Source organism: Burkholderia sp. GbtcB21, assembly GCF_019091065.1.
Taxonomy (GTDB): Bacteria; Pseudomonadota; Gammaproteobacteria; order Burkholderiales; family Burkholderiaceae; genus Burkholderia; species Burkholderia pyrrocinia_C.
Genome location: NZ_JAGXKA010000002.1, coordinates 439,616 through 459,350 on the forward strand (window position 1 = coordinate 439,616; position 19,735 = coordinate 459,350).

The window sequence follows — 19,735 nt, forward strand, 5'->3', positions numbered from 1 at the left end:
ATTGCTTCGAAGCAGGTGCGCGCTCAAACCAGCGCCCTGCCCGTCAGGCGCTCGAGAATGCCGAGCGGCGCGCATTCGCGGCGGACCATCGCATCGACCGGCAGGAAGAAGGTCTGCTCGAGCATGAACTGGCCGGACATCACAGCGTGCGAAGTCTGGTCCGAGAAACATATCCACACGCTGCCCGGCGGGAACGGCATCGTCTGCTGCGGGCTCGTCTTCTGGTAGTCGAGATCGGCCTTCATGCCGTCGTGCAGGTTCAGCATCAGGTGGTCGTACGCGCTGCGCGGCGACTTCGTCACGTGCAGCAGGTTCAGCAGCCACGCGGAACCGGGGAGCTGCGGCCTGATGCGCGGCAGGAAACGCTTCGCGACGTCCTCGAACGGCTCGCCCACGCGCCACACGCGTGGTGCGCCGGCCGGGTTCACGTTCGTGAACACGCGCAGGATGCGCTCGCCGTAGTTCGGCCGCGACGGGAACGCGTCGACGTGCAACCGGCTGTCATCCTTGCGCCATGACGTCTGGCGCGTCTCGACCCGCATCAGCCGCAGGCTCGTCGGCGCGACGCGCAGCTTGCCGCGGTATTCGGGGAACAGGCCGTCGACGAGCGTGCCGGCCTGCTGCTGGAAGCGCGCGACGAGCGCGCGCACGGCCGACTGCGTGACGCTGTCGCCGAGCACGCCGGCGAGCGCGCCGCCGTTCGGCGCGAGGCTGATGTTCTTGCGTTTCGGATCGGCGAGCGCCGGATCGAGCAGCGCTTCCTCGCCGCCTTCGATCGCGAAGCGCAGATGCGGGAAATACAGCACCTTACCTTCCTCGACCGCGGCCAGCAGTTGCTCGCGCGGTGCCGACAGGTTGTGTCCGCTCCAGTCGGCGGACGGGACTTCGATGATCTGGGATTCGCTCATGATCGGTTCGCGTAATTGACAGGCGTTACAGGAGACCGAAGCCCGCGAGCGCCGACTTCACCTGCGCGATCGACGGGGGTTGCCCCGCGGTGCCGAGATTGACGACGTTCGGCGACCAGTAGCCGCCGGTCCGCCAGGCCGTCGCGAAATTGTACAGTTCGACCGTCGGACGCTTCAGCGCGGCCGCGATGTGAACCAGACCTGTATCAACCCCGACGGTTGCGGCCGCGCCGTCGATCAGACCGACCACGGCCGGCAGCGACAGCTTCGGCGGCACGATCGCCGCCGCGCCGAACTCCTTCGCGAGCCGCTCGCTCGTCGCGCGCTCCGCGTCGTTGCCCCACGGCAGCACGAGCGACGCGCCGCGCCGCACGAGCGCCTGGCCGAGCTCGATCCACGCGGCGTCCGGCCACTGCTTGTCGGCGCGCGACGTCGCATGGACGAACACCACGTACGGCACCGGCAGGTTCAGGCCGAGCGCGGCCACCGCGAGCGCCGCCGCGCGCGTGTCGAGGCCGAAGTCGACCGGATCGGCCGGCGTCGGCGCCGGGTCGCCCAGCGCGGCCGCGACGAGTTGCCGCGAGCGCTCGACGACGTGCGTGCGCGGCGCGATCGGCACGCGCTTGCGGTAGAAGAAACGCACCGGCCATTCGTAGCCGGCGCCGTCGGTGCGGTTGCCGAGCCCGACGAGCGGGCCGCGCGCCCAGCTCGCGACCCAGGCCGTCTTGATGAGGCCCTGGCAGTCGATCACGAGGTCGTACTGCTCGGCCGCGAGGCGCCGGCGGAATGCGCGGATCTCGCGCCACGTCGCGCCCGAGAACGGCTTCTTGCGCCAGCGGCGCAGCGAGAACGGCAGCACCTCGCGCACGCCGTCGACGAGCCGCACGAGGTCGACGAAGCTTTCCTCGACGAGCCAGTCGATCTGCGCATCGGGGTGGCGGCGCCGGATATCGGCGATCACCGGCATGTTGTGCACGACGTCGCCCAGCGACGACACACGCACGATCAGGATCTTTTGCACGCTGAAAAAACGCCGGCTGACAGCCGGCGACAGACATAAAGGAGCGATTTTATCTCGCCCGGGGGAGCAGACAGACAAAAAGCGGCCGCACGCTGTCGCGTGCGCCGCTTTTCGGGGATGGCGCGACCGCTAAATCGGCCGCCGCGCCGTTGGCGGCCCGCAGGCCGCCGACGCTCAGAACGGCAGCTTGACGTCCGGCTTCGCGGCCGTCAGCACGCGGCGGAAGTCCTCCTGGATGCGCTTGAGCCCTTCCTGCGTCTCCGACTCGAAACGCATCACGACGACCGGCGTCGTGTTCGACGAACGCGCGAGGCCGAAGCCGTCCGGGTACTCGACACGCAGGCCGTCGATCGTCACGACTTCCTCTGCGCCGTCGAACTTCGCCTCTTTCTGCAGCTTGTCGATCAGGCGGAAGTTCTCGCCCTCTTCGAGCCACAGCTGCAGCTCGGGCGTGCTCATCGCGTCCGGCAGACCGTTCAGCAGCGCGCTCGGATCGGCCGTCTTCGTGAGGATCTCGAGCAGGCGCGCGCCCGTGTAGAGGCCGTCGTCGAAGCCGTACCAGCGATCCTTGAAGAACACGTGGCCGCTCATTTCGCCGGCGAGCGGCGCACCCGTCTCGCGCAGCTTCGCCTTCACGAGCGAGTGGCCCGTCTTCCACATCAGCGGCTCGCCGCCCTTCGACTTCACCCACTGCGCGAGGTTGCGCGTGCACTTCACGTCGTAGATGATCTGCGCGCCCGGGTTGCGCGACAGCACCTCTTCCGCGAACAGCATCAGCTGGCGGTCCGGATAGATGATCTGGCCGTCCTTCGTGACGACGCCGAGGCGGTCGCCGTCGCCGTCGAACGCGAAGCCGAGCTCGGCATCGGTGTCCTTCAGCGCCTGGATCACGTCCTGCAGGTTTTCCGGGTGCGCGGGATCGGGGTGGTGGTTCGGGAACGTGCCGTCGATGTCGGTGAAGCGCTCGACGAGTTCGCAGCCGAGCGCCTTGAACAGGCGCGTCGCGAGCGGGCCCGCGACGCCGTTGCCGGCGTCGACGACGAGCTTGATCGGCCGCGCGAGCTTCACGTCGCCGACGATGCGCGCGATGTACTGATCGGCGACGTCGACCTGCTCGTAGGTGCCGCTGCCCGTCTCGAAGCGCTCGTCGACGATGCGGCGGTACAGCGCCTGGATCTGCTCGCCGTAGATCGCGGCGCCGCGCAGCACCATCTTGAAGCCGTTGTAGTCGGGCGGGTTGTGGCTGCCCGTGACGACGATGCACGAATCGATGCGGCGCTCGCCGCCCTTCAGCGCAAGCGGCACGCTCGCCGCGAAATAACCGACCGGCGTGGGCACCATGCCGACGTCGACGACGTCGACGCCCGCTGCACGCAGGCCGTCGGCGAGTGCGCCGACGAGTTCGGGGCCGGACAGGCGGCCGTCGCGCGCGACGACGACCGCGTCGCCGCCCTGGGCGCGCACTTCGCTGCCGAATGCCCGGCCGATCCCGCGCGCCGTGTCGACGTCGAGCGTCTTGCCGACCACGCCACGAATGTCATATGCCTTGAAGATGGATTGGGAGATCATCGATTCTCTTCTCTCTCGGTTGCGTGCATGGAAAATTGTCTGGCCGCGTCTCGCCGGCGCCGCGCATGATACAGGCAGGCCCCTGCGAAACAAGGAACGGAACGGCTGGAGCGGCCCCGATCCCACTTATAATCGCGGGTTTTGATGACGCGCATGTCGCCCATTTTAATGCCTAGCCGACCCGCCGCCGCCAACCCGCAGCCTCCGGGCGCCCTGCCGGCCGCCCCGCGTACATGCGGCCGCCGCGCATGCTGAAGCGCTTCGGCAACCCGGATGTCGCGAAGGCCGTCGCGAACCTCGTCTGGCTGGGGCTCGAACGGCTGACGCAGATCGGCGTCGCGATCGCGATCAGCGGTCTTCTGGCCCGTTATTTCGGGCCGGACGTGTTCGGCAAATGGCAGTATGCGAATACGCTCCTCCTGGTACTGGCGCCGCTCACCTGGGTGTGCGGCGCGGAAATCCTCGTTCCGACCATCGTCCAGCGCCCGCCTGCCCAGCTCGGCGCGGTGCTCGGCAGCGCATTCGCGCTGCGCATCGCCGTCTCGGCCGCCGCGCTCGTCGCGACCTGGATCGCGATCGCCGCGGGCGCCTTCGATCCGCTGGTCGGCGCGATGCTCGCGGGCCTGGCGGTCACGATGGTGTTCCGCGAGCCGTTCGTCGGCGTGATCAACGCGTGGCTGCAAAGCCTCACCTACAGCAAGCCGCAGCTCGTCACCAGCATGATCACCGCGCTGGCGAAGGCGCTGCTCGTCTGGCTACTGGTCCGTGCGGCCGCCGGCCCCGCGCGCTTCGGGTGGCTGTGGGCGCTCGAGGCCGCCGCGATCGGCTTCGCGCTGCTGCTCTACTACCGGCATCGTAACGGCGGCGCGCTCGGCTGGACGTTCGATAAACCGCTGTTCAGGCACTTTGCGACGGCCGGCACCGTGTTCTGGCTCGGCCTCATCTGCATGTACCTGTTCCTGAAGCTCGACCGCCTGATGCTCGAGCGCCACGTGTCGTTCGCCGACCTCGGCCGCTACTCGGCCGCGCAGCAGCTCAACGAGAACTGGATCACGCTCGCGCTGATGCTCGCGCAGACGATCGCGCCCGCATTCGTCTACCGCGTGCAGGACGTCGCGCGGCTGCGCCGCAACATCGTCCGTCTGATCGCGATGACGGCCTGCCTGATGACGGCCGGCGCGCTCGTGCTCGACGCGGCCGCCCCGCTGATCGTCGGCAAGGTGTTCGGCCGCGGCTACGAGGCCTCGGTCGACATCTTCCGCTGGGCCGTCTGGCTGTCCGTGCCGGCCGGCATCGAGGCGATAGGCAATCTTATCGTTCTCAAATATCAAGCAAAATTCGTGTTGCTGTCGAAATGGCTGCTCGCGCTCGCGATCGCCGCGCTCGTCAACCTGTTCGCGATCCCGCGGCTCGGCCTGTACGGCGCGCTCGTCGGGCTGGCGGCCGGCTACCTGGCCGCGGCCGCCGTCAATTTTTATTACATCCGTTTCAAGCTGCAAACATGACGTCATCCGATTGCCCGCCCCCGCTCGACGACGTGGCCGTGCTGATGCCGGCCTACAACGGGCACGACGACGTCGTCCGGACCCTCGCGTCGTTTCGCGAGGACGCGCCCGTGCACGTGCTGATCGTCGACGACGGCAGCACGCCGCCGATCGTCGCGCCCGACCTGCCCGGCCTCGCGATCGAGGTGCTGCGCATGCCGCGCAACGGCGGCATCGAGCGCGCGCTCGCGGCCGGCATCGACGCGCTCGCGGCACGCGGCTTTCGTTATGCGGCGCGCATCGACGCGGGCGATCTCGCCGCGCCGCAGCGCCTCGCGAAACAGCGCGCGTATCTCGGCGCCCATTCGCGCGTGGCCTGCGTCGGCATGTGGACGCAGGTCGTATCGCGCGCCGGCGAGCCGCGCTTCATGCTGACGCCGCCCGCCGATCCGCGCACGCTGCGCCGCACGCGCTTCCTGCGCTCGCCGCTCGTGCATCCGTCGGTGATGCTGCGCATCGACGCCGTGCTGGAAGTCGGCAACTATCGCGCGAAATACCGCGCGGCCGAGGACCTCGATCTTTTTTTACGGTTAATGCAACGCTACGATTGCGCGAACCTGCCGGAACTCGGCCTTTATTACGAACTCAACGAGGGCGGGATCAGCGCGACCAAGCGCCGGCGCCAGCTGGTGTCGACGCTGTCGCTGCTGCTGAGCCACTTCAATGCGCTGAACCCGTACGACTGGGCCGGCCTCGCCAAGAACCTGCTGCATTTCGTGACGCCGTACCGCACGCTGCAGCGGATCAAGCAGACGCTGTTCGCCGCGCGGCCGTCCGCTTGAACGCGGATCCGGCCCCTTCGGCATTTTCGACGCTTTATTTTTTTCTTTTTTCATGTCCGCCACCTCCCCGCTGCGCATCGCGCTCGTCTGCAACACGGCCTGGGCGATCTACACGTACCGCCACGGTTTGATCCGTGCGCTCGTCGCGCGCGGCGCCGAGGTCATCGTGATCGCGCCGCACGACCGCACGGTGCCGCTGCTCGAGCAGATGGGCTGCCGCTACGTGGCGCTCGCGGTCGCATCGAAAGGCACGAGCCCGCGCGAGGATCTCGGCACGCTCGCCGCGCTGGTGCGTCACTACCGTGCGCTGAAGCCCGATCTCGTGTTCCATTACACGATCAAGCCGAACATCTACGGCTCGGTCGCCGCATGGCTCGCGCGCGTGCCGTCGATCGCGGTGACGACGGGGCTCGGTTATGTATTCATCCAGAAAAGCCGCGCGGCCAGCGTCGCGAAACGCCTGTACCGCTTCGCGTTCCGCTTCCCGCGTGAAGTCTGGTTCCTGAACCGCGACGATCTCGCAACGTTCACCGACGAGCAGCTGCTCGCGCATCCCGACCGCGCGCGGCTGCTGCACGGCGAAGGCGTCGACCTCGAACAGTTCGCGCCCGTGCCGCTGCCCGGCGGCGACGCGCCCGTCTTCATCCTGATCGGCCGGCTGCTGTGGGACAAGGGCGTGCGCGAATATGTGGAGGCCGCGCGCATCGTGCGGGCCCGCTACCCGAACGCGCGCTTCCAGCTGCTCGGGCCGCTCGGCGTCGACAATCCGAGCGCGATCGACCGCGCGGATGTCGACGCGTGGGTCGGCGAAGGCATCGTCGAGTATCTGGGCGAAGCGCACGACGTGCGCCCGCATATCGCGGCCGCCGACTGCGTCGTGCTGCCGTCGTACCGCGAAGGCGTGCCGCGCACGCTGATGGAAGCCTCGGCGATGGGCCGCCCGATCGTCGCGACCGACGTGCCGGGCTGCCGCGACGTCGTCGCCGACGGCGAAACGGGCTTCCTGTGCCGCGTGCGCGACAGCGCGAGCCTCGCGGAGCAACTGCTCCGCATGATCGAACTCGGAACGGCCGGACGCGACGCGATGGGCGCGCGCGGCCGGCAGAAGGTCGCGGCGGAATTCGACGAGCAGCAGGTCGTCGAACGTTACCGGCAGACCATTCATTCGTTGACAGGCATCACCCTCTGAAGGAGCGCATCAGCATGACCGCTAAAGGCACCATCCTCGTCACCGGCGGTGCGGGCTACATCGGCTCGCACACGGCCGTCGAGCTGCTCGACAACGGCTACGATGTCGTGATCGTCGACAACCTCGTCAACAGCAAGGCCGAATCCGTGCGGCGCATCGAGCAGATCACGGGCAGGACGCCCGCGTTCCACCAGGTCGACGTGTGCGACGAAGCCGCGCTCGCGAAGGTGTTCGACGCGCACCCGATCACCGGCACGATCCACTTCGCGGCGCTCAAGGCCGTCGGCGAATCGGTCGCGAAACCGCTCGAGTACTACCAGAACAACATCGGCGGCCTGCTCGCCGTGCTCAAGGTCATGCGCGAGCGCAACGTCAAGCAGTTCGTGTTCAGTTCGTCCGCGACCGTATACGGCGTGCCCGAGCGCTCGCCGATCGACGAATCGTTCCCGCTGTCCGCGACCAACCCGTACGGCCAGTCGAAGCTGATCGCCGAGCAGATCCTGCGCGATCTCGAGGTGTCCGACCCGTCGTGGCGCATCGCGACGCTGCGCTACTTCAACCCGGTCGGCGCGCATGCGAGCGGGTTGATCGGCGAGGATCCGGCCGGCATCCCGAACAACTTGATGCCGTATGTCGCGCAGGTCGCAGTCGGCAAGCTGGAAAAACTGCGCGTGTTCGGCTCCGACTACCCGACGCCGGACGGCACGGGCGTGCGCGACTACATCCACGTCGTCGATCTCGCGAAGGGGCACATCGCCGCGCTCGACGCACTGGCGAAGCGCGACGCGAGCTTCGTCGTGAACCTCGGCACGGGCCAGGGCTACAGCGTGCTCGAAGTCGTGCGCGCGTTCGAGAAGGCATCGGGCCGCCCGGTGCCGTACGAGCTCGTCGCGCGCCGCCCGGGCGACATCGCCGAGTGCTACGCGAACCCGCAGGCCGCGGCCGACATCATCGGCTGGCGCGCGACGCTCGGCATCGAGGAAATGTGTGCCGACCACTGGCGATGGCAGGAGGGCAACCCGCGCGGTTTTGTATAATCCGCTGTCCATTTTTCGAGCGATCCCATGCTCAGCTTCGCGTCCGGTTTCATCGTCTCCCTGCTCGTCACGCTGTTCATCGTGCGCTACGCGCACCTTCACGAGAAATTCTCGGTCGACAGCGACCTGGCCGGCGTGCAGAAATTCCACGTGCGGCCCGTGCCGCGCGTTGGGGGCATCGGGATCCTCGCCGGGGTCGTCATTGCCGCGCTGATCCTGTCGCGGCGCTATCCGACGATCGCCGGCAGCATTCTCGGGATCGCCGCATGCGGAATGCCGGCGTTCCTGTCAGGGCTCGTCGAGGACCTGACCAAGCGCGTGTCGCCGCGTGCGCGGCTGCTGTGCACGATGGGCGCGGCCGCGCTCGCGTTCGGGGTGATGGGTATCGCGGTCAAGCGCATCAGCGTGCCGCCGCTCGATTTCCTGCTCGGCTACGTGGCTATCTCGGCGTTCGTCACGGTGCTCGCGGTCGCGGCGCTCGCCAACGCGATCAACATCATCGACGGCTTCAACGGACTCGCGTCGATGGTCAGCTTCATGATGTTCGCGTCGCTCGCGTATGTCGCGTTCCATGTCAACGACCCGGTCGTGATGTCCGCGTCGATCATCATGATGGGCGCCGTGCTCGGGTTTTTCCTGTGGAATTTCCCGGCCGGGCTTATCTTCCTCGGTGACGGCGGCGCGTATTTCATCGGGTTCATGCTCGCGGAACTCGCGATCATGCTCGTGATGCGCAATCGCGAAGTGTCCGCTTGGTATCCTGTGCTGCTGTTCATGTATCCGATCTTCGAGACGTGCTTCTCGATCTACCGGAAGAAGTTCATCCGCGGGATGTCGCCTGGGATTCCGGATGGCGTGCATCTGCACATGCTCGTGTACAAGCGGTTGATGCGGTGGGCGGTCGGGACGAAGCACGCGCATGATCTGACGCGGCGGAATTCGCTGACGTCGCCTTATCTTTGGCTGCTGTGCCTCGTCGCGGTGATTCCGGCGACGCTGTTCTGGCGGCATACCGTGCATCTGTTCGTTTTTGTCGTGCTGTTCGCGCTGACGTATGTGTGGCTGTATCTCAGCATCGTGCGGTTCAGGGCGCCGCGGTGGATGGTGGTGAGGAAGGGGAAGCGGGGGTATTGAGGGGCGCGGGTCGGCCGACGTATCACCGAGAGTCGCACGGCCCGCCGTTGGTGACGGGGCCGTGGCGGCGCGGCCGCGAATCGACGAGCGGAATACTAGGCCCCCCCTGTATTCGTGCTCCAACGCGGCAGTTGCGTATAGGTCACGACGTTACCGTCGTCCTGAACGTAAGTGGCTGCACCGGGATATCCACCCGTGCGGGAATACCAGAGCGGCACCCATGTCGAACTGTAGACGACCAAATTGCCGTCCGTTTGCATCACTGCAAAGGCGCCCGGATGATTGTAGGTACCCGAACTCCACTGCGGAACGCCCTGGCGAAGAAGCACCAAATTCCCGTCTCCCTGCATGACCAGCACGTTCGCGCCATTGCCTGAAGTAAAGCTTTGGCCGCTGCTGAGGGTGACGCCGCCATTCCAGATGGCCGGGCCGCTCGTGGAGTTCGTATATCCGCTAGTAGTGGTCGATGTGAAAAATACCGGGACGTACGATCGGTAGATCACCATGTTGCCATCGTCCTGCACGACAAGAGACTGGCCGTAGGACGTCCCGCCGGTCGCCGAGTACCACAGCGCATTGCCGCTCGCGCCGTAGACCACGAAGTTGCCATCGGTCTGAAACACGGCATACGCTCCGGCGTTTCCGTGCGTACGGGAATTCCACACTGCGGCACCATTGGTCGTGTTGTAAAGCACGAGGTTGCCGTCGTATTGCATGACCAACTCATGGCTTTTGGAAGCCGAATACACGATTTGCCCCGGCTTGAGCGTCGTACCTTCGTTGATCACACCGCCGTAGATCGGGGCCGCCGGAACGCATATCGCGGAATACAGCACGCTGACGTTCGGCGTGCCCCAGCCGGTCACGAAATCCCATCCCGAACCCGCACTGTATGCGCCATTCGAACCGTTGGTGATATCGCGAAAGCTCGATGGGGTCGTGGCTTTAGCGCCATACAGCGTGGGCGCCGCGAAACCGAGATTCGTCGCGCAGGCACCGGACAGCATGCGCGCCCAAGTCGCGGCAAACAGCGGCGCGGACAGGCTCGTCCCGCCCACTATCTCGAGTTGTCCTCCCACGATGACTGCTTCGCCGCTGTTCGGATCGGCATCGAACGCAAGATCCGGCAGGCCCCGGAACGCCCGCCCCTTGAGCGCCGGAACGTTCGACTGCCACGATGGAATCGGCTCGATGCCACTGATGCCGCCCCCGCTGGAGTCCCAGGCCGTCTCGCCCGCGTAGCTGCCGTTCCCGTTCGTATAGAGCGTGGTGCCCCCAACGGCCACGACATACGGGGACGTCGCCGGGTATTGCACCGACGTGCCGGTGCAACCGTACGCCACGCTGCCTGAATCCCCGGAACTGACCGCGAAAGTCTGCCCCTGCGCGACGGCGAGCTGGAACAGCGTGTCGATGGCCGCCGTCGGCGCCCAGTTCTCGCAACCGCCGATCGACATGTTGATGACCCGGGCGGTGTTGTCGATCACGGCGCGATTGATTGCAAGCGCCATATCGCTCCAGGCAAGCGATGACGCAACGTAGAAATTGAGCTGCTTGAGGCCGCCGGACATCCCGACGATGGCCTGGCTATCGAGCGACCATTCGACATTCGCGCTCGTGTCCGCGCTCGGCAGTCCGGCATGGATTACCGAAACGGGTACGGCGGGCAGATGGTTGTTGCTCTCGAACGTCGCCAAGTCGATGACAGGCTGCGTCACGTCTCCTTCGGCAATGATGCCGACCGTGACGTTGGCCGCCGTCGGGGTGCTGCCGACGGAATAGATGCCGGGAAAGTCCGTCGGGTTGTGACCCACCGTGACTGCGGAAGTAGTCGGCGACGCATTTGCGGTCGGCGCAGCGCCGGCATTGGGAGCGCGCACGAAATTCGGATGCAGGCGGGTCGCGGTATCGAGCCCGAGAACCCCTTGAACGACCCCGCTGATCGCATCGGGCATCGTCTCCGGGGCGGTATTGATATGCGTGCTGGTGCCGTCCGCCATCGCGACCGGGACGAGCGACGTCTGGAACACGCCGGATATCACGCCGGCCGGGGCATCGGCTTCAACGATCATGTTGTTGTCGGCCACCTTGATGTTCGTGAAGCCCTTACTTCCCAAATAGGCCTTCACTGTGGCGACCTGGCCTGCGGTGGGCGCGTACTGCGCGGCAATCTGCGCGGACGTCAGCACGGCCCCGAAGCTGGCGCTGCCGGGCGTTCGCGCTTGCTGCAGAAAGCGGCTCAACCCGGCTTCGTCATTCAGTTTGAGCACCAGTGCAACATGGACCGGCGCCGTTGCGCTCATCGGCGCCGCGCTCACCGCGTTGCCTGTGGCTCGCAGCGCCGACAGTTTGCCGGCCTGCGCCGTGGCCACCGCCGGACTTGCGTCGTCGCCGCCGCCGCAGCCTGCAAGCACGAGCACCATGAGTGCCGCGCTCATTCCCCTGGCAATATGTTCCGCTTTCATCGGATTGGTATCGAACGTAGATTTTTTATTCAGTTTTTCACATCGTTCTTTACGGCAATCGCACGGCTATCTTGAGGAAACCATATGCAGAAATCGGCCGACAGTCAAATGACGCTGACGTATCGAGCCATGCGCCCGTTCAGCGCGGCGCGCGCGTCCGGTCATACCTGCGGATTCAACCCGATAGACGCCACATCGTTATAAAACTGAAGGCATTACACTTGGCATTCCCCGAGCTCAAACCCGACTTTGTTCCTGGCGATTCCACCAATAAAAATGCCGTTCAGTACGCTACTGAACGGCATGAATTTCGCGATCGTCTGTTATCTCGGCGCCACCAACCGACGGCCCGATTACTCGCTGGCAACGGCCCGTCTCGGCACGCTCTGTAGCACCGGCGCAACCGCTGTCTGATATTCCGGCACCCAGCGCCGCAAATCGCGCCGCACCTCGTCGTCGGACAGCACGCGGTGCTGCATCAGCCACGGCAGCAATTCATCGAGCAGGTTGTCCGGCACTTCGCGCGCCCGCGCGATCCGCAGTTTCGGATGAGGCGTGCGCGTCGTCGCCTCGTCGTCCGCCAGCAGCTCCTCGTAGAGCTTCTCGCCGGGCCGCAACCCGGTGAACTCGATACGGATCTGTTCTTCCGAGAAACCATACAGGCGGATCAGGTCGCGCGCGAGATCGACGATCTTCACCGGTTCGCCCATGTCGAGAATGAAGATCTCGCCGCCATGCCCCATGCTCGACGCCTGCAGCACGAGCTGCGACGCTTCCGGGATCGTCATGAAGAAACGCGTGATCTCCGGGTGCGTAACCGTCACCGGGCCGCCCTTCGCGATCTGCTGCTGGAACTTCGGGATTACGCTGCCCGCGCTACCGAGCACGTTGCCGAAGCGCACGGTCTCGAACTGCGTGCGCCCGCTCGTCTGCTGCAACGCCTGGCAGGCCATTTCGGCCAGACGCTTGCTCGCGCCCATCACGTTGGTCGGATTGACGGCCTTGTCGGTCGAGATCAGCACGAAGTGACGCACGTCGTGGCGGATCGCCGCGCGAGCCACGCGATACGTGCCGAGCACGTTGTTGCGCAGCGCCTGCCAGGCGTTGTGCTCCTCCATCAGCGGCACGTGCTTATAGGCGGCTGCATGGAACACGATATGCGGTGCATGGCGCGACATCACCTGGTCGAGCAGCAGCGAATCCTTCGCGTCGCCGATAATTGGCAGGACCGGCAGGTCGGGGAAGCGTTCGCGCAGCTCCTCGGTCAGCCGGTACATCGCGTACTCGGACAGGTCGAACGCCACAAGCTGCGCCGGCGCGAAGCGCAGGATCTGCCGGCACAGCTCGGAGCCGATCGAGCCGCCCGCGCCCGTCACCATCACGACGCGGCCGCGCAGCAGCGCCTCGACGTGCGGCGTGTCGATCGTCACGGCGTCGCGGCCGAGGAGGTCTTCGAGGTCGATCTGGCGAATGTGCGACAGGAAACCTTGGCCGGGCGGCAATTCGGTCAACGACGGCAGCACCATTGCCCGCACGCCAGCGCGAACACAAAGGGTTGCTGCGCGACGCTGTGCCTCGACCGGAGCTGACGGAATCGCGATGATTGCATACTCAATCTTCAGCGCCGCAGCGAAATGAGACAGTTCATCGATACTGCCAAGCACTTTGTATCCGTAGACCTCCCTTGCCCGCTTGGCAGGGTCATCGTCGAGCAAGCCTACCAGCCGCCATTTCCCGGAACGCGACAACTCACGCGCCAAGCTAGCCCCCGCAGTGCCAGCGCCCAAGACTAGGACGGGTCTGCCTTGACCGACCAGGCCGCCATATAGATAGAACTCCTTGACTGCTCGATACAGCGCACGCGCACCGCCCATCGTCACGAACAACAACAATGGGGACAGCAACAGTACGGAACGAGGAATGATCGGCGTCGGCTGCAACATGACGGCGCCAACCATTACGATCACACCGCCGCAACTCACGGCCTTAGATATCCGAAGCAGATCAGGTAGGCTCGCGAATACCCAAAGTCCTCGATAAAGTCCGAAAACATGGAACATCAGGCCGTAGATGGTGAGCACCCAGGTGAGCGCAAGGAGACCGCCCATCCAGAACTCCGTCGGTACGGAACCGTTGAATCTAATCACGTACGCGACCAGCCACGCACATGCGACCGCCATCAGATCATAGAAGAATGCGCTCAACGACAGCCACGAACCCTTCGGCTTGAACATGGGTGTCATGCCTCATCCTTTTCGGTTGTAAGTTTCAGGAATCGTTGCCATCGCACATCAATTGCACCACCTACGCATATGAGTATGCAGGCCCACACGGCAACGACAATCCATTGAATCAACGGTGAACGATCGAGCCCCCACAACGCTACGCCAACGCCGATGGCCATCACGAAGTACCATGAAACCGCGGTCAACGCGTGTCCCAACCCGGAACGAACCATTCTTTGATAGTAATGTTCACGATGAGCTTGCCAGAACTTCTCCCCTCGAAGAAGCCGCTTGAACAGCGTCGCGGATGCATCTGCGATGAACGGAGAAAAAATTAAGGGCGGGAACCACAAAGGCCATACTCCGCGAATCCACCCCCAATACCCCATTGCCCCAGCCAGAAAACCGAGCGATATGGACCCGGCATCACCAAGAAAAATTCGTGCCGGATGAAAATTGAATATCAGAAACCCGAGGCTGGCCCCCGCTACAGTCACGGCTGCGATAGCCAACGACGGTGATGGATGAGCGCTGATGGCAGCTCCCGCGGCATAAGCCGAAAAGCCGAACAGCGTCATACCGCCTGCCAGCCCGTCCGCGCCATCCATGAAGTTATACAAGTTGATCAACCACACCAGCACGAAGGCGATCACGAGGAATACCCACCATGGTTGAACACTCGGATAGAGACTCAGGAGCACGGCAACGGCAGCGACATGGGCGCTGAAGCGCACTCGTGCTGGCAACCCGCGTCGGTCGTCTACTAGGGACACAATGGCCAGAAAGGCCACGAGTGCCACGATCCAGTGAAATTCGGAGTCCGCCATCCATATGCCAACCCCGGCAACCGGAACCACTCCCCAAGCCCCCGCCCTTGGCGTGGGCAACGTATGCAAAGAACGATCGTTCGGAACATCCGTCGCAAGGTGCCATGCGAGACCGGTTTTTAGCAATCCCCAGAGAATCGCCGCGCAAGCCAGCGCGGCACATAGCGCCCAACTTGCCGCGACGAGGAAAGGACTAGATGTAATCGTACTGGTCAACATTGCATTTACTGCGTGGAGCGATACCAAATCGCCGTTTGTCTCAACCCGTCTTCTACGTCGTGCGGAGGGCACCAGTCGAGCACCTCTCGAATCCGACGAGTGTCAAGTTGCAGCGGCCCGACAAGTCGCTCGACCTCAGGGAGGCGCCCTGTCAGCCGCCCCGCGATACGCAGCCAGGTCGCAGGCACTGGAAGCAGTCGAGCGGGAGCATCCAGGTACGTGGCCAAGCTACGCGCCAACTCGGTCACAGTAAGATCCCGGCCATCGGCGACGTGAAAAACCTGCCCGGCGGCGCGGGAATCGCTGGCACACACCAATAGCGCATTCGCAAGATTCTCAACGTAGATCAAGCTGCGGCGCGCCGAAATCGCCCCGATAGGCAAAGGGATTCGCTTGGATAACGCTCGCATCAGGCTTTGGAAATTGGCACGCACGCCTGGACCATATACCAGCGGTGGCCTGACGATCACAGTTTCCATCCCCGATTCGCGACCGAATGCGACAAGTCCCCTTTCGGCCTCCAGTTTGGATATGCCGTACGGGTCTAGCGGAGTCGGTTCGTCGACTTCGCCAAGTGGCGCGCGTCCAGCACTGCTTTCCCCTACCGCCTTGATGCTGCTCACATAAACAAACCGACGTGCGCCGATCGCGTGCGCTGCTCGAGCCACGCGAAGCGTGCCCTCCACATTGGTTTCACGGTATGCCGCCGCAGGATCCACCGCCGAGTCGCGCATGACATGAACCCGCGCGGCGAGGTGAATTACGGAATCGCATCGTACCCAGTCGGGCCACATTTGCTCGATGCCGGCGAAATCCGCCTGATCGTGCACCCATTCAGGGCCGAGGTCAGGTTGACCAGTCGGGCGCCGGACCAGCCTGACGACGCGCTCCCCACGCTCCAGCAACGCGCGACACGTCACTTGGCCCACGAACCCGCTGGCTCCTGTTACTAGAATCATTCGATAGATTTCATCGTGAATCCGCCGTCCGGACCAAACACGTCTGTGCAGCCTTGTCGGCAGGTATTGTCGGTGGGTCGGATCGTCGTCTTGGCAGCAGCATTCTATCAGGCAGCCGATTACCAAGCTCGTATCGAACATTCGTGTAGCAAGGCTGTTCATCCGGTCGCCTCACCATTTCTAGTGGATCGTGCCACCCGTCAAGCACGCGCGACACCCCCTCCGCGTAACGGCATCGGGAAGGAAGGCACCTGTCCGAGCCAGTGGCCCACGCACGGTGCCAAGCTCTCCCTCCCGAAATCGCGTTACGTCATGAATTGCTGACACAACTCGTCAAGGCGGGTTTACCAAGTCCGCCGACGGAATATCGCCGGAACCGGCCCTTCATATCACGCGAGCATTTCTGGTTCCTCAATCAACATCCGGATCACGTTGAACGCCTGCTTGTGATCATTAGGATTCCTACATCAAATGCGGAAGAGGGTTGGTGTCAGGAGGACCCGCCGTGTTAGACGTTGCACAAACCTTATGCATTAAGCAATGCGCTCCAGGCGCGCATGCCCCAGTTCTCCCAAGATGACGGAAAGATACTAAACAGGCATTCGCTAAACAAAGTCACCAGCTTACGATTCGACACGTTATGATGAATTCCTACGAGGTATGGATTGGCCGAACGCGTGATCCCCGCTTCGCGAAAACGCTCAATCAACCGGACACGCTGTCCGTCCGACCGCCGCCCAAGACCTCTTCATACAGGTCCCTGTAAGCTCCACCCAATGCAGGAGCAGAAAACAAGCGCTCGTAACGCGCGCGTGCAGCCTTGCCCATACACTCCGATGCATACTCGTCATCAAGCAACGCATTAACGGCAACCGCCAACGCACGCGGCGACTCCGGCTCCACGACGTAGCCCGTCACACCATGCTCGTTGACATACGAGGTGCCTGAACCGATTTCGCAGCACACCATCGGCTTCCCGAACATTGATGCCTCGACCAACACCATGCCGAACGCCTCCGAACGCAATTGAGACGGCAACACCAACCCGCGGCACCCTTTTAGGAGCGCCACCTTCTCTTCGTTCGTAACTTGCCCTGCGAATATCACGTTCGACGCCCCAACCGCGGCGGCCAGTGCCTTCAGGCGATTCAACTCAGGACCAGATCCGGCTATGACCAAATCGGCCGGAATAGAAGGTGCAGCTTCGATCAGCGTGTGAAGCCCCTTGTAGTAACGCAGCACGCCCAGCGACAGGAAATACGGCCTGTTGCGCAACGAAAGTCGCGCCAGCGTGTCCGGTCCGCACTGCCGCGCAATATCATCAGTCGCATAATCCGCGATGCCGAGCGGAATCACGCGTACCCGATCCGGACGTACGAGCGACGTCAGGACCGGGCTTGAATGTGCGTAGGCAGGAGACGTTGCGACAACGGCTGACATCGAGCTCAGCATCCAGCGCATCAGCGGCCCGTACACATATCCGAGATACCGTTGCCGGACAACATCAGAGTGGTACGTCATTACCGCCGGCTTGTTCCTCATTCCGGAAAGCCGCAACACGTCGCCAAACGGCCAAGGAAAATGAAAGTGGAGAACATCAGCCCAATTCGCAAGCTCACGAAACCGCAAGAACGCATCCGGTCCGCCGATGTCGCAAGAGGCCGGCGCCATCCACGACTTCGACCGGATCACGTTTCCTTCGGCGAACTGCAATTCGCGCGGCGCTGGCGTGGGCGACAGCGTGAATATCCGCGACTCGACACCACAGTCCCGCGTGGCGAGGCTGATCTGCCGGATCGCCTCCTGCAATCCCCCCGGTGGATCAGGGAAATACGTACGATAAATATGAAGCGCCTTCAAGATGCCCGCCTTTACGCTTCATACATCCACTGCAGGGTTTCCTCGAGCGAGATCGCCTTCAATTCGCCGATCTGGCTTCGCAGCTTTTCGTTGCTGCCGCGGAGGTACTTTACCTCCCCCGCGCGCACGAACGCAGGATTGACCTTCACATCGATCTGATAGCCGGCGACTCGCTCGAGGATCGAAATCGCGTCCCGCAAGGTGACCGCGTCGCCCGAGCATACATTGAAAACATCACCCGCGGGCTCGACTTCAAGCAGGCGCGCATAAGCATCCACAACTGTCCTGACATCGGAAAAGTCGCGGGCGACATCGAGATTTCCAAGTTCGATTTCGCGTGCGCCTCGCTTGAAATGGTCGACGATCTTCGGCAAGAGGAAGTTCACCGACTGACCAATTCCGGTGTAGTTGAACGGACGCACGAGCGTGACAGGCAAACGCGAAACCCAGAGGCTTGCCATGTACTCCATTGCAACCTTGCTGACTGCGTAATCATTGGCAGGCGAAGGCGCGACAGTCTCGACCAACGGGTCGATAGCAGTATTGCCGTAAATGTTTGCACTGCTGGCCAGCAACACCGAGCGAGGAATGTGGCCAGCCGCCGTCACTGCTTCCAGCAAGTTGCGCGTGCCAACCACGTTGGTGCGATACATGGCATCCGCATCGCCGTGGGCTACGAACGCAATAGCAGCCAGGTGAACCACGTAGTCGGGTTTCACTTCGCGCACCACGTTCGCAAGACCACTCCGGTCCAGCAGGTCGCACTGGTAAATGTGCTCCTCCTCGGAGCACACGTTGTGTGCGATTCCGCTGACGCCGTAACCACGCATACGCAACAGGTCCGCGAGATACTTGCCCGTGAACCCCGCGATTCCTGTTATCAGGACGCTCGGCATGTCAGAACGACTTCCCTTGTTCATTGCGGCGCAGATCCGCCTCTACCATCATCGCGCATAGTTGCTCGAGCGTAGTTTGAGGTTGCCAGCCGAGTTCGCTTTTTGCCTTCTCCGGGTTCCCGATCAGCAGTTCCACTTCAGCCGGGCGATAGTACTTCGGGTTGATGCGCACCACGGCCTTACCCGTAGCTTCATCGACGCCGATCTCGTTCTCCGCCTCTCCCTTCCACGCGACTTGCGTACCGGCTGCCTTGAACGCCATCGTCACGAAATCACGGACCGTCTCGGTGCGATTCGTCGCCAAAACGTACGTATCAGGCTTGTCGGCCTGCAGCATCAACCACATCCCCTCGACATACTCCTTCGCGAAACCCCAGTCGCGCTTCGCATCGAGGTTTCCCAGCTCCAAAACGTCGAGCATGCCAAGCTTGATCTTCGCCACTGAGTCCGTGATCTTGCGCGTCACGAACTCGCGCCCACGCAGCGGGGACTCGTGGTTGAACAAAATTCCGCTACATCCAAAGATGCCATAGGATTCGCGATAGTTGACGGTAATCCAGTGTGCGTAAAGCTTCGCAACGCCATATGGGCTTCGCGGATAGAACGGCGTGCTCTCGATTTGCGGCACCGCCTGAACCTTGCCGAACATTTCCGACGTCGATGCCTGATAGAAGCGGATCGCCGGATTGACGATGCGGATGGCCTCGAGCAGGTTCAGCGGTCCGATACCCGTGATTTCGGCCGTGGTGACAGGTTGATCGAACGAAACGCCGACAAAGCTCTGCGCAGCAAGGTTGTAGACCTCGGTCGCGCCGGTTTGCTGCAACAACCGGATGCTGGCCGACAAGTCGGTCAGATCGTATTCGACGAGATGCAGGTTCGGGTGCTTGTCGATACCAAGTTCCTCGATCCGCCAGAAATTCACCGAGCTCGTACGGCGATACGTTCCATGTACGACATAGCCTTTCTCGAGCAAAAGCTCCGCGAGATATGCTCCGTCTTGGCCCGTGATACCGGTAACGATAGCTGTTTTGTTTTGCGTTTCCATCTGTCTTTCCAATCAACAATTTCCAATATTCTACAATCCGGGACATATTGAT

15 protein-coding genes are annotated in these 19,735 nt (G+C 63.3%); 5 read left to right on the top strand and 10 right to left on the bottom strand.

Annotated elements, in window-relative coordinates:
- Nucleotides 1-23 precede the first annotated feature (23 nt).
- The 3 genes from KVT39_RS06350 to KVT39_RS06360 all read right to left on the bottom strand — a co-directional run bounded on the left by KVT39_RS06350 (nucleotide 24) and on the right by KVT39_RS06360 (nucleotide 3,498).
- Entirely contained in the window at nucleotides 24-908 is an 885-nt protein-coding gene (locus tag KVT39_RS06350) for a Kdo hydroxylase family protein (RefSeq protein ID WP_034182904.1), read from the bottom strand.
- A gap of 25 nt (nucleotides 909-933) precedes the next feature.
- Complete coding sequence (gene waaC / locus KVT39_RS06355; RefSeq protein WP_306795565.1) at nucleotides 934-1,962, bottom strand: lipopolysaccharide heptosyltransferase I; 1,029 nt, start codon at nucleotides 1,960-1,962, stop codon at nucleotides 934-936.
- Nucleotides 1,963-2,103: 141 nt separating this feature from the next.
- Nucleotides 2,104-3,498 carry a phosphomannomutase/phosphoglucomutase gene (locus KVT39_RS06360; protein ID WP_174420069.1) on the bottom strand — a complete coding sequence of 465 codons (1,395 nt, stop codon included), beginning with the start codon at nucleotides 3,496-3,498 and terminating at the stop codon, nucleotides 2,104-2,106.
- A gap of 248 nt (nucleotides 3,499-3,746) precedes the next feature.
- On the opposite strand from KVT39_RS06360, the gene KVT39_RS06365 reads away from it, so the two are divergent.
- From KVT39_RS06365 to KVT39_RS06385, 5 genes are read left to right on the top strand one after another with little or no spacing between them, the layout of a single operon-like run.
- A complete protein-coding gene (locus KVT39_RS06365; RefSeq protein WP_034183428.1) occupies nucleotides 3,747-5,003 on the top strand; it encodes an oligosaccharide flippase family protein in 1,257 nt (418 codons plus the stop codon).
- The gene (locus tag KVT39_RS06370) at nucleotides 5,000-5,824 is read left to right on the top strand and encodes a glycosyltransferase (protein ID WP_175748766.1); all 825 of its coding nucleotides are present in this window, start codon (nucleotides 5,000-5,002) and stop codon (nucleotides 5,822-5,824) included. Before KVT39_RS06365 ends, KVT39_RS06370 begins: the two co-directional genes overlap by 4 nt.
- Nucleotides 5,825-5,876: 52 nt before the next feature.
- Nucleotides 5,877-7,013: a glycosyltransferase family 4 protein gene (locus KVT39_RS06375; protein ID WP_217588168.1), complete on the top strand. Its 1,137-nt coding sequence runs from the start codon at nucleotides 5,877-5,879 to the stop codon at nucleotides 7,011-7,013.
- Nucleotides 7,014-7,027: 14 nt separating this feature from the next.
- Nucleotides 7,028-8,050: a UDP-glucose 4-epimerase GalE gene (gene galE, locus KVT39_RS06380; RefSeq protein ID WP_105393040.1), complete on the top strand. Its 1,023-nt coding sequence runs from the start codon at nucleotides 7,028-7,030 to the stop codon at nucleotides 8,048-8,050.
- Between the two features lie 27 nt (nucleotides 8,051-8,077).
- Nucleotides 8,078-9,184: a glycosyltransferase gene (locus KVT39_RS06385; protein ID WP_217588170.1), complete on the top strand. Its 1,107-nt coding sequence runs from the start codon at nucleotides 8,078-8,080 to the stop codon at nucleotides 9,182-9,184.
- 95 nt (nucleotides 9,185-9,279) lie between these two features.
- Here the strand turns inward: KVT39_RS06385 and KVT39_RS06390 are convergent, their stop codons facing one another.
- The 7 genes from KVT39_RS06390 to gmd all read right to left on the bottom strand — a co-directional run bounded on the left by KVT39_RS06390 (nucleotide 9,280) and on the right by gmd (nucleotide 19,683).
- On the bottom strand, nucleotides 9,280-11,649 hold the full coding sequence (locus KVT39_RS06390) for a protease pro-enzyme activation domain-containing protein (RefSeq protein ID WP_217588171.1): 2,370 nt from the start codon (nucleotides 11,647-11,649) through the stop codon (nucleotides 9,280-9,282).
- Between the two features lie 353 nt (nucleotides 11,650-12,002).
- Nucleotides 12,003-13,892 carry a nucleoside-diphosphate sugar epimerase/dehydratase gene (locus KVT39_RS06395; RefSeq protein WP_131947835.1) on the bottom strand — a complete coding sequence of 630 codons (1,890 nt, stop codon included), beginning with the start codon at nucleotides 13,890-13,892 and terminating at the stop codon, nucleotides 12,003-12,005.
- A complete protein-coding gene (locus KVT39_RS06400) occupies nucleotides 13,889-14,920 on the bottom strand; it encodes a glycosyltransferase family 4 protein (RefSeq protein WP_217588172.1) in 1,032 nt (343 codons plus the stop codon). Before KVT39_RS06400 ends, KVT39_RS06395 begins: the two co-directional genes overlap by 4 nt.
- Nucleotides 14,921-14,925: 5 nt before the next feature.
- On the bottom strand, nucleotides 14,926-15,879 hold the full coding sequence (locus KVT39_RS06405) for an SDR family oxidoreductase (protein ID WP_217588331.1): 954 nt from the start codon (nucleotides 15,877-15,879) through the stop codon (nucleotides 14,926-14,928).
- A 705-nt stretch (nucleotides 15,880-16,584) separates the two neighbouring features.
- The gene (locus tag KVT39_RS06410; protein ID WP_165948117.1) at nucleotides 16,585-17,739 is read right to left on the bottom strand and encodes a glycosyltransferase; all 1,155 of its coding nucleotides are present in this window, start codon (nucleotides 17,737-17,739) and stop codon (nucleotides 16,585-16,587) included.
- Between the two features lie 11 nt (nucleotides 17,740-17,750).
- On the bottom strand, nucleotides 17,751-18,659 hold the full coding sequence (locus KVT39_RS06415) for a GDP-mannose 4,6-dehydratase (RefSeq protein WP_254640357.1): 909 nt from the start codon (nucleotides 18,657-18,659) through the stop codon (nucleotides 17,751-17,753).
- Nucleotides 18,637-19,683: a GDP-mannose 4,6-dehydratase gene (gene gmd / locus KVT39_RS06420; RefSeq protein WP_217588173.1), complete on the bottom strand. Its 1,047-nt coding sequence runs from the start codon at nucleotides 19,681-19,683 to the stop codon at nucleotides 18,637-18,639. The genes KVT39_RS06415 and gmd overlap by 23 nt, the downstream gene beginning before the upstream one ends.
- Nucleotides 19,684-19,735 lie beyond the last annotated feature (52 nt).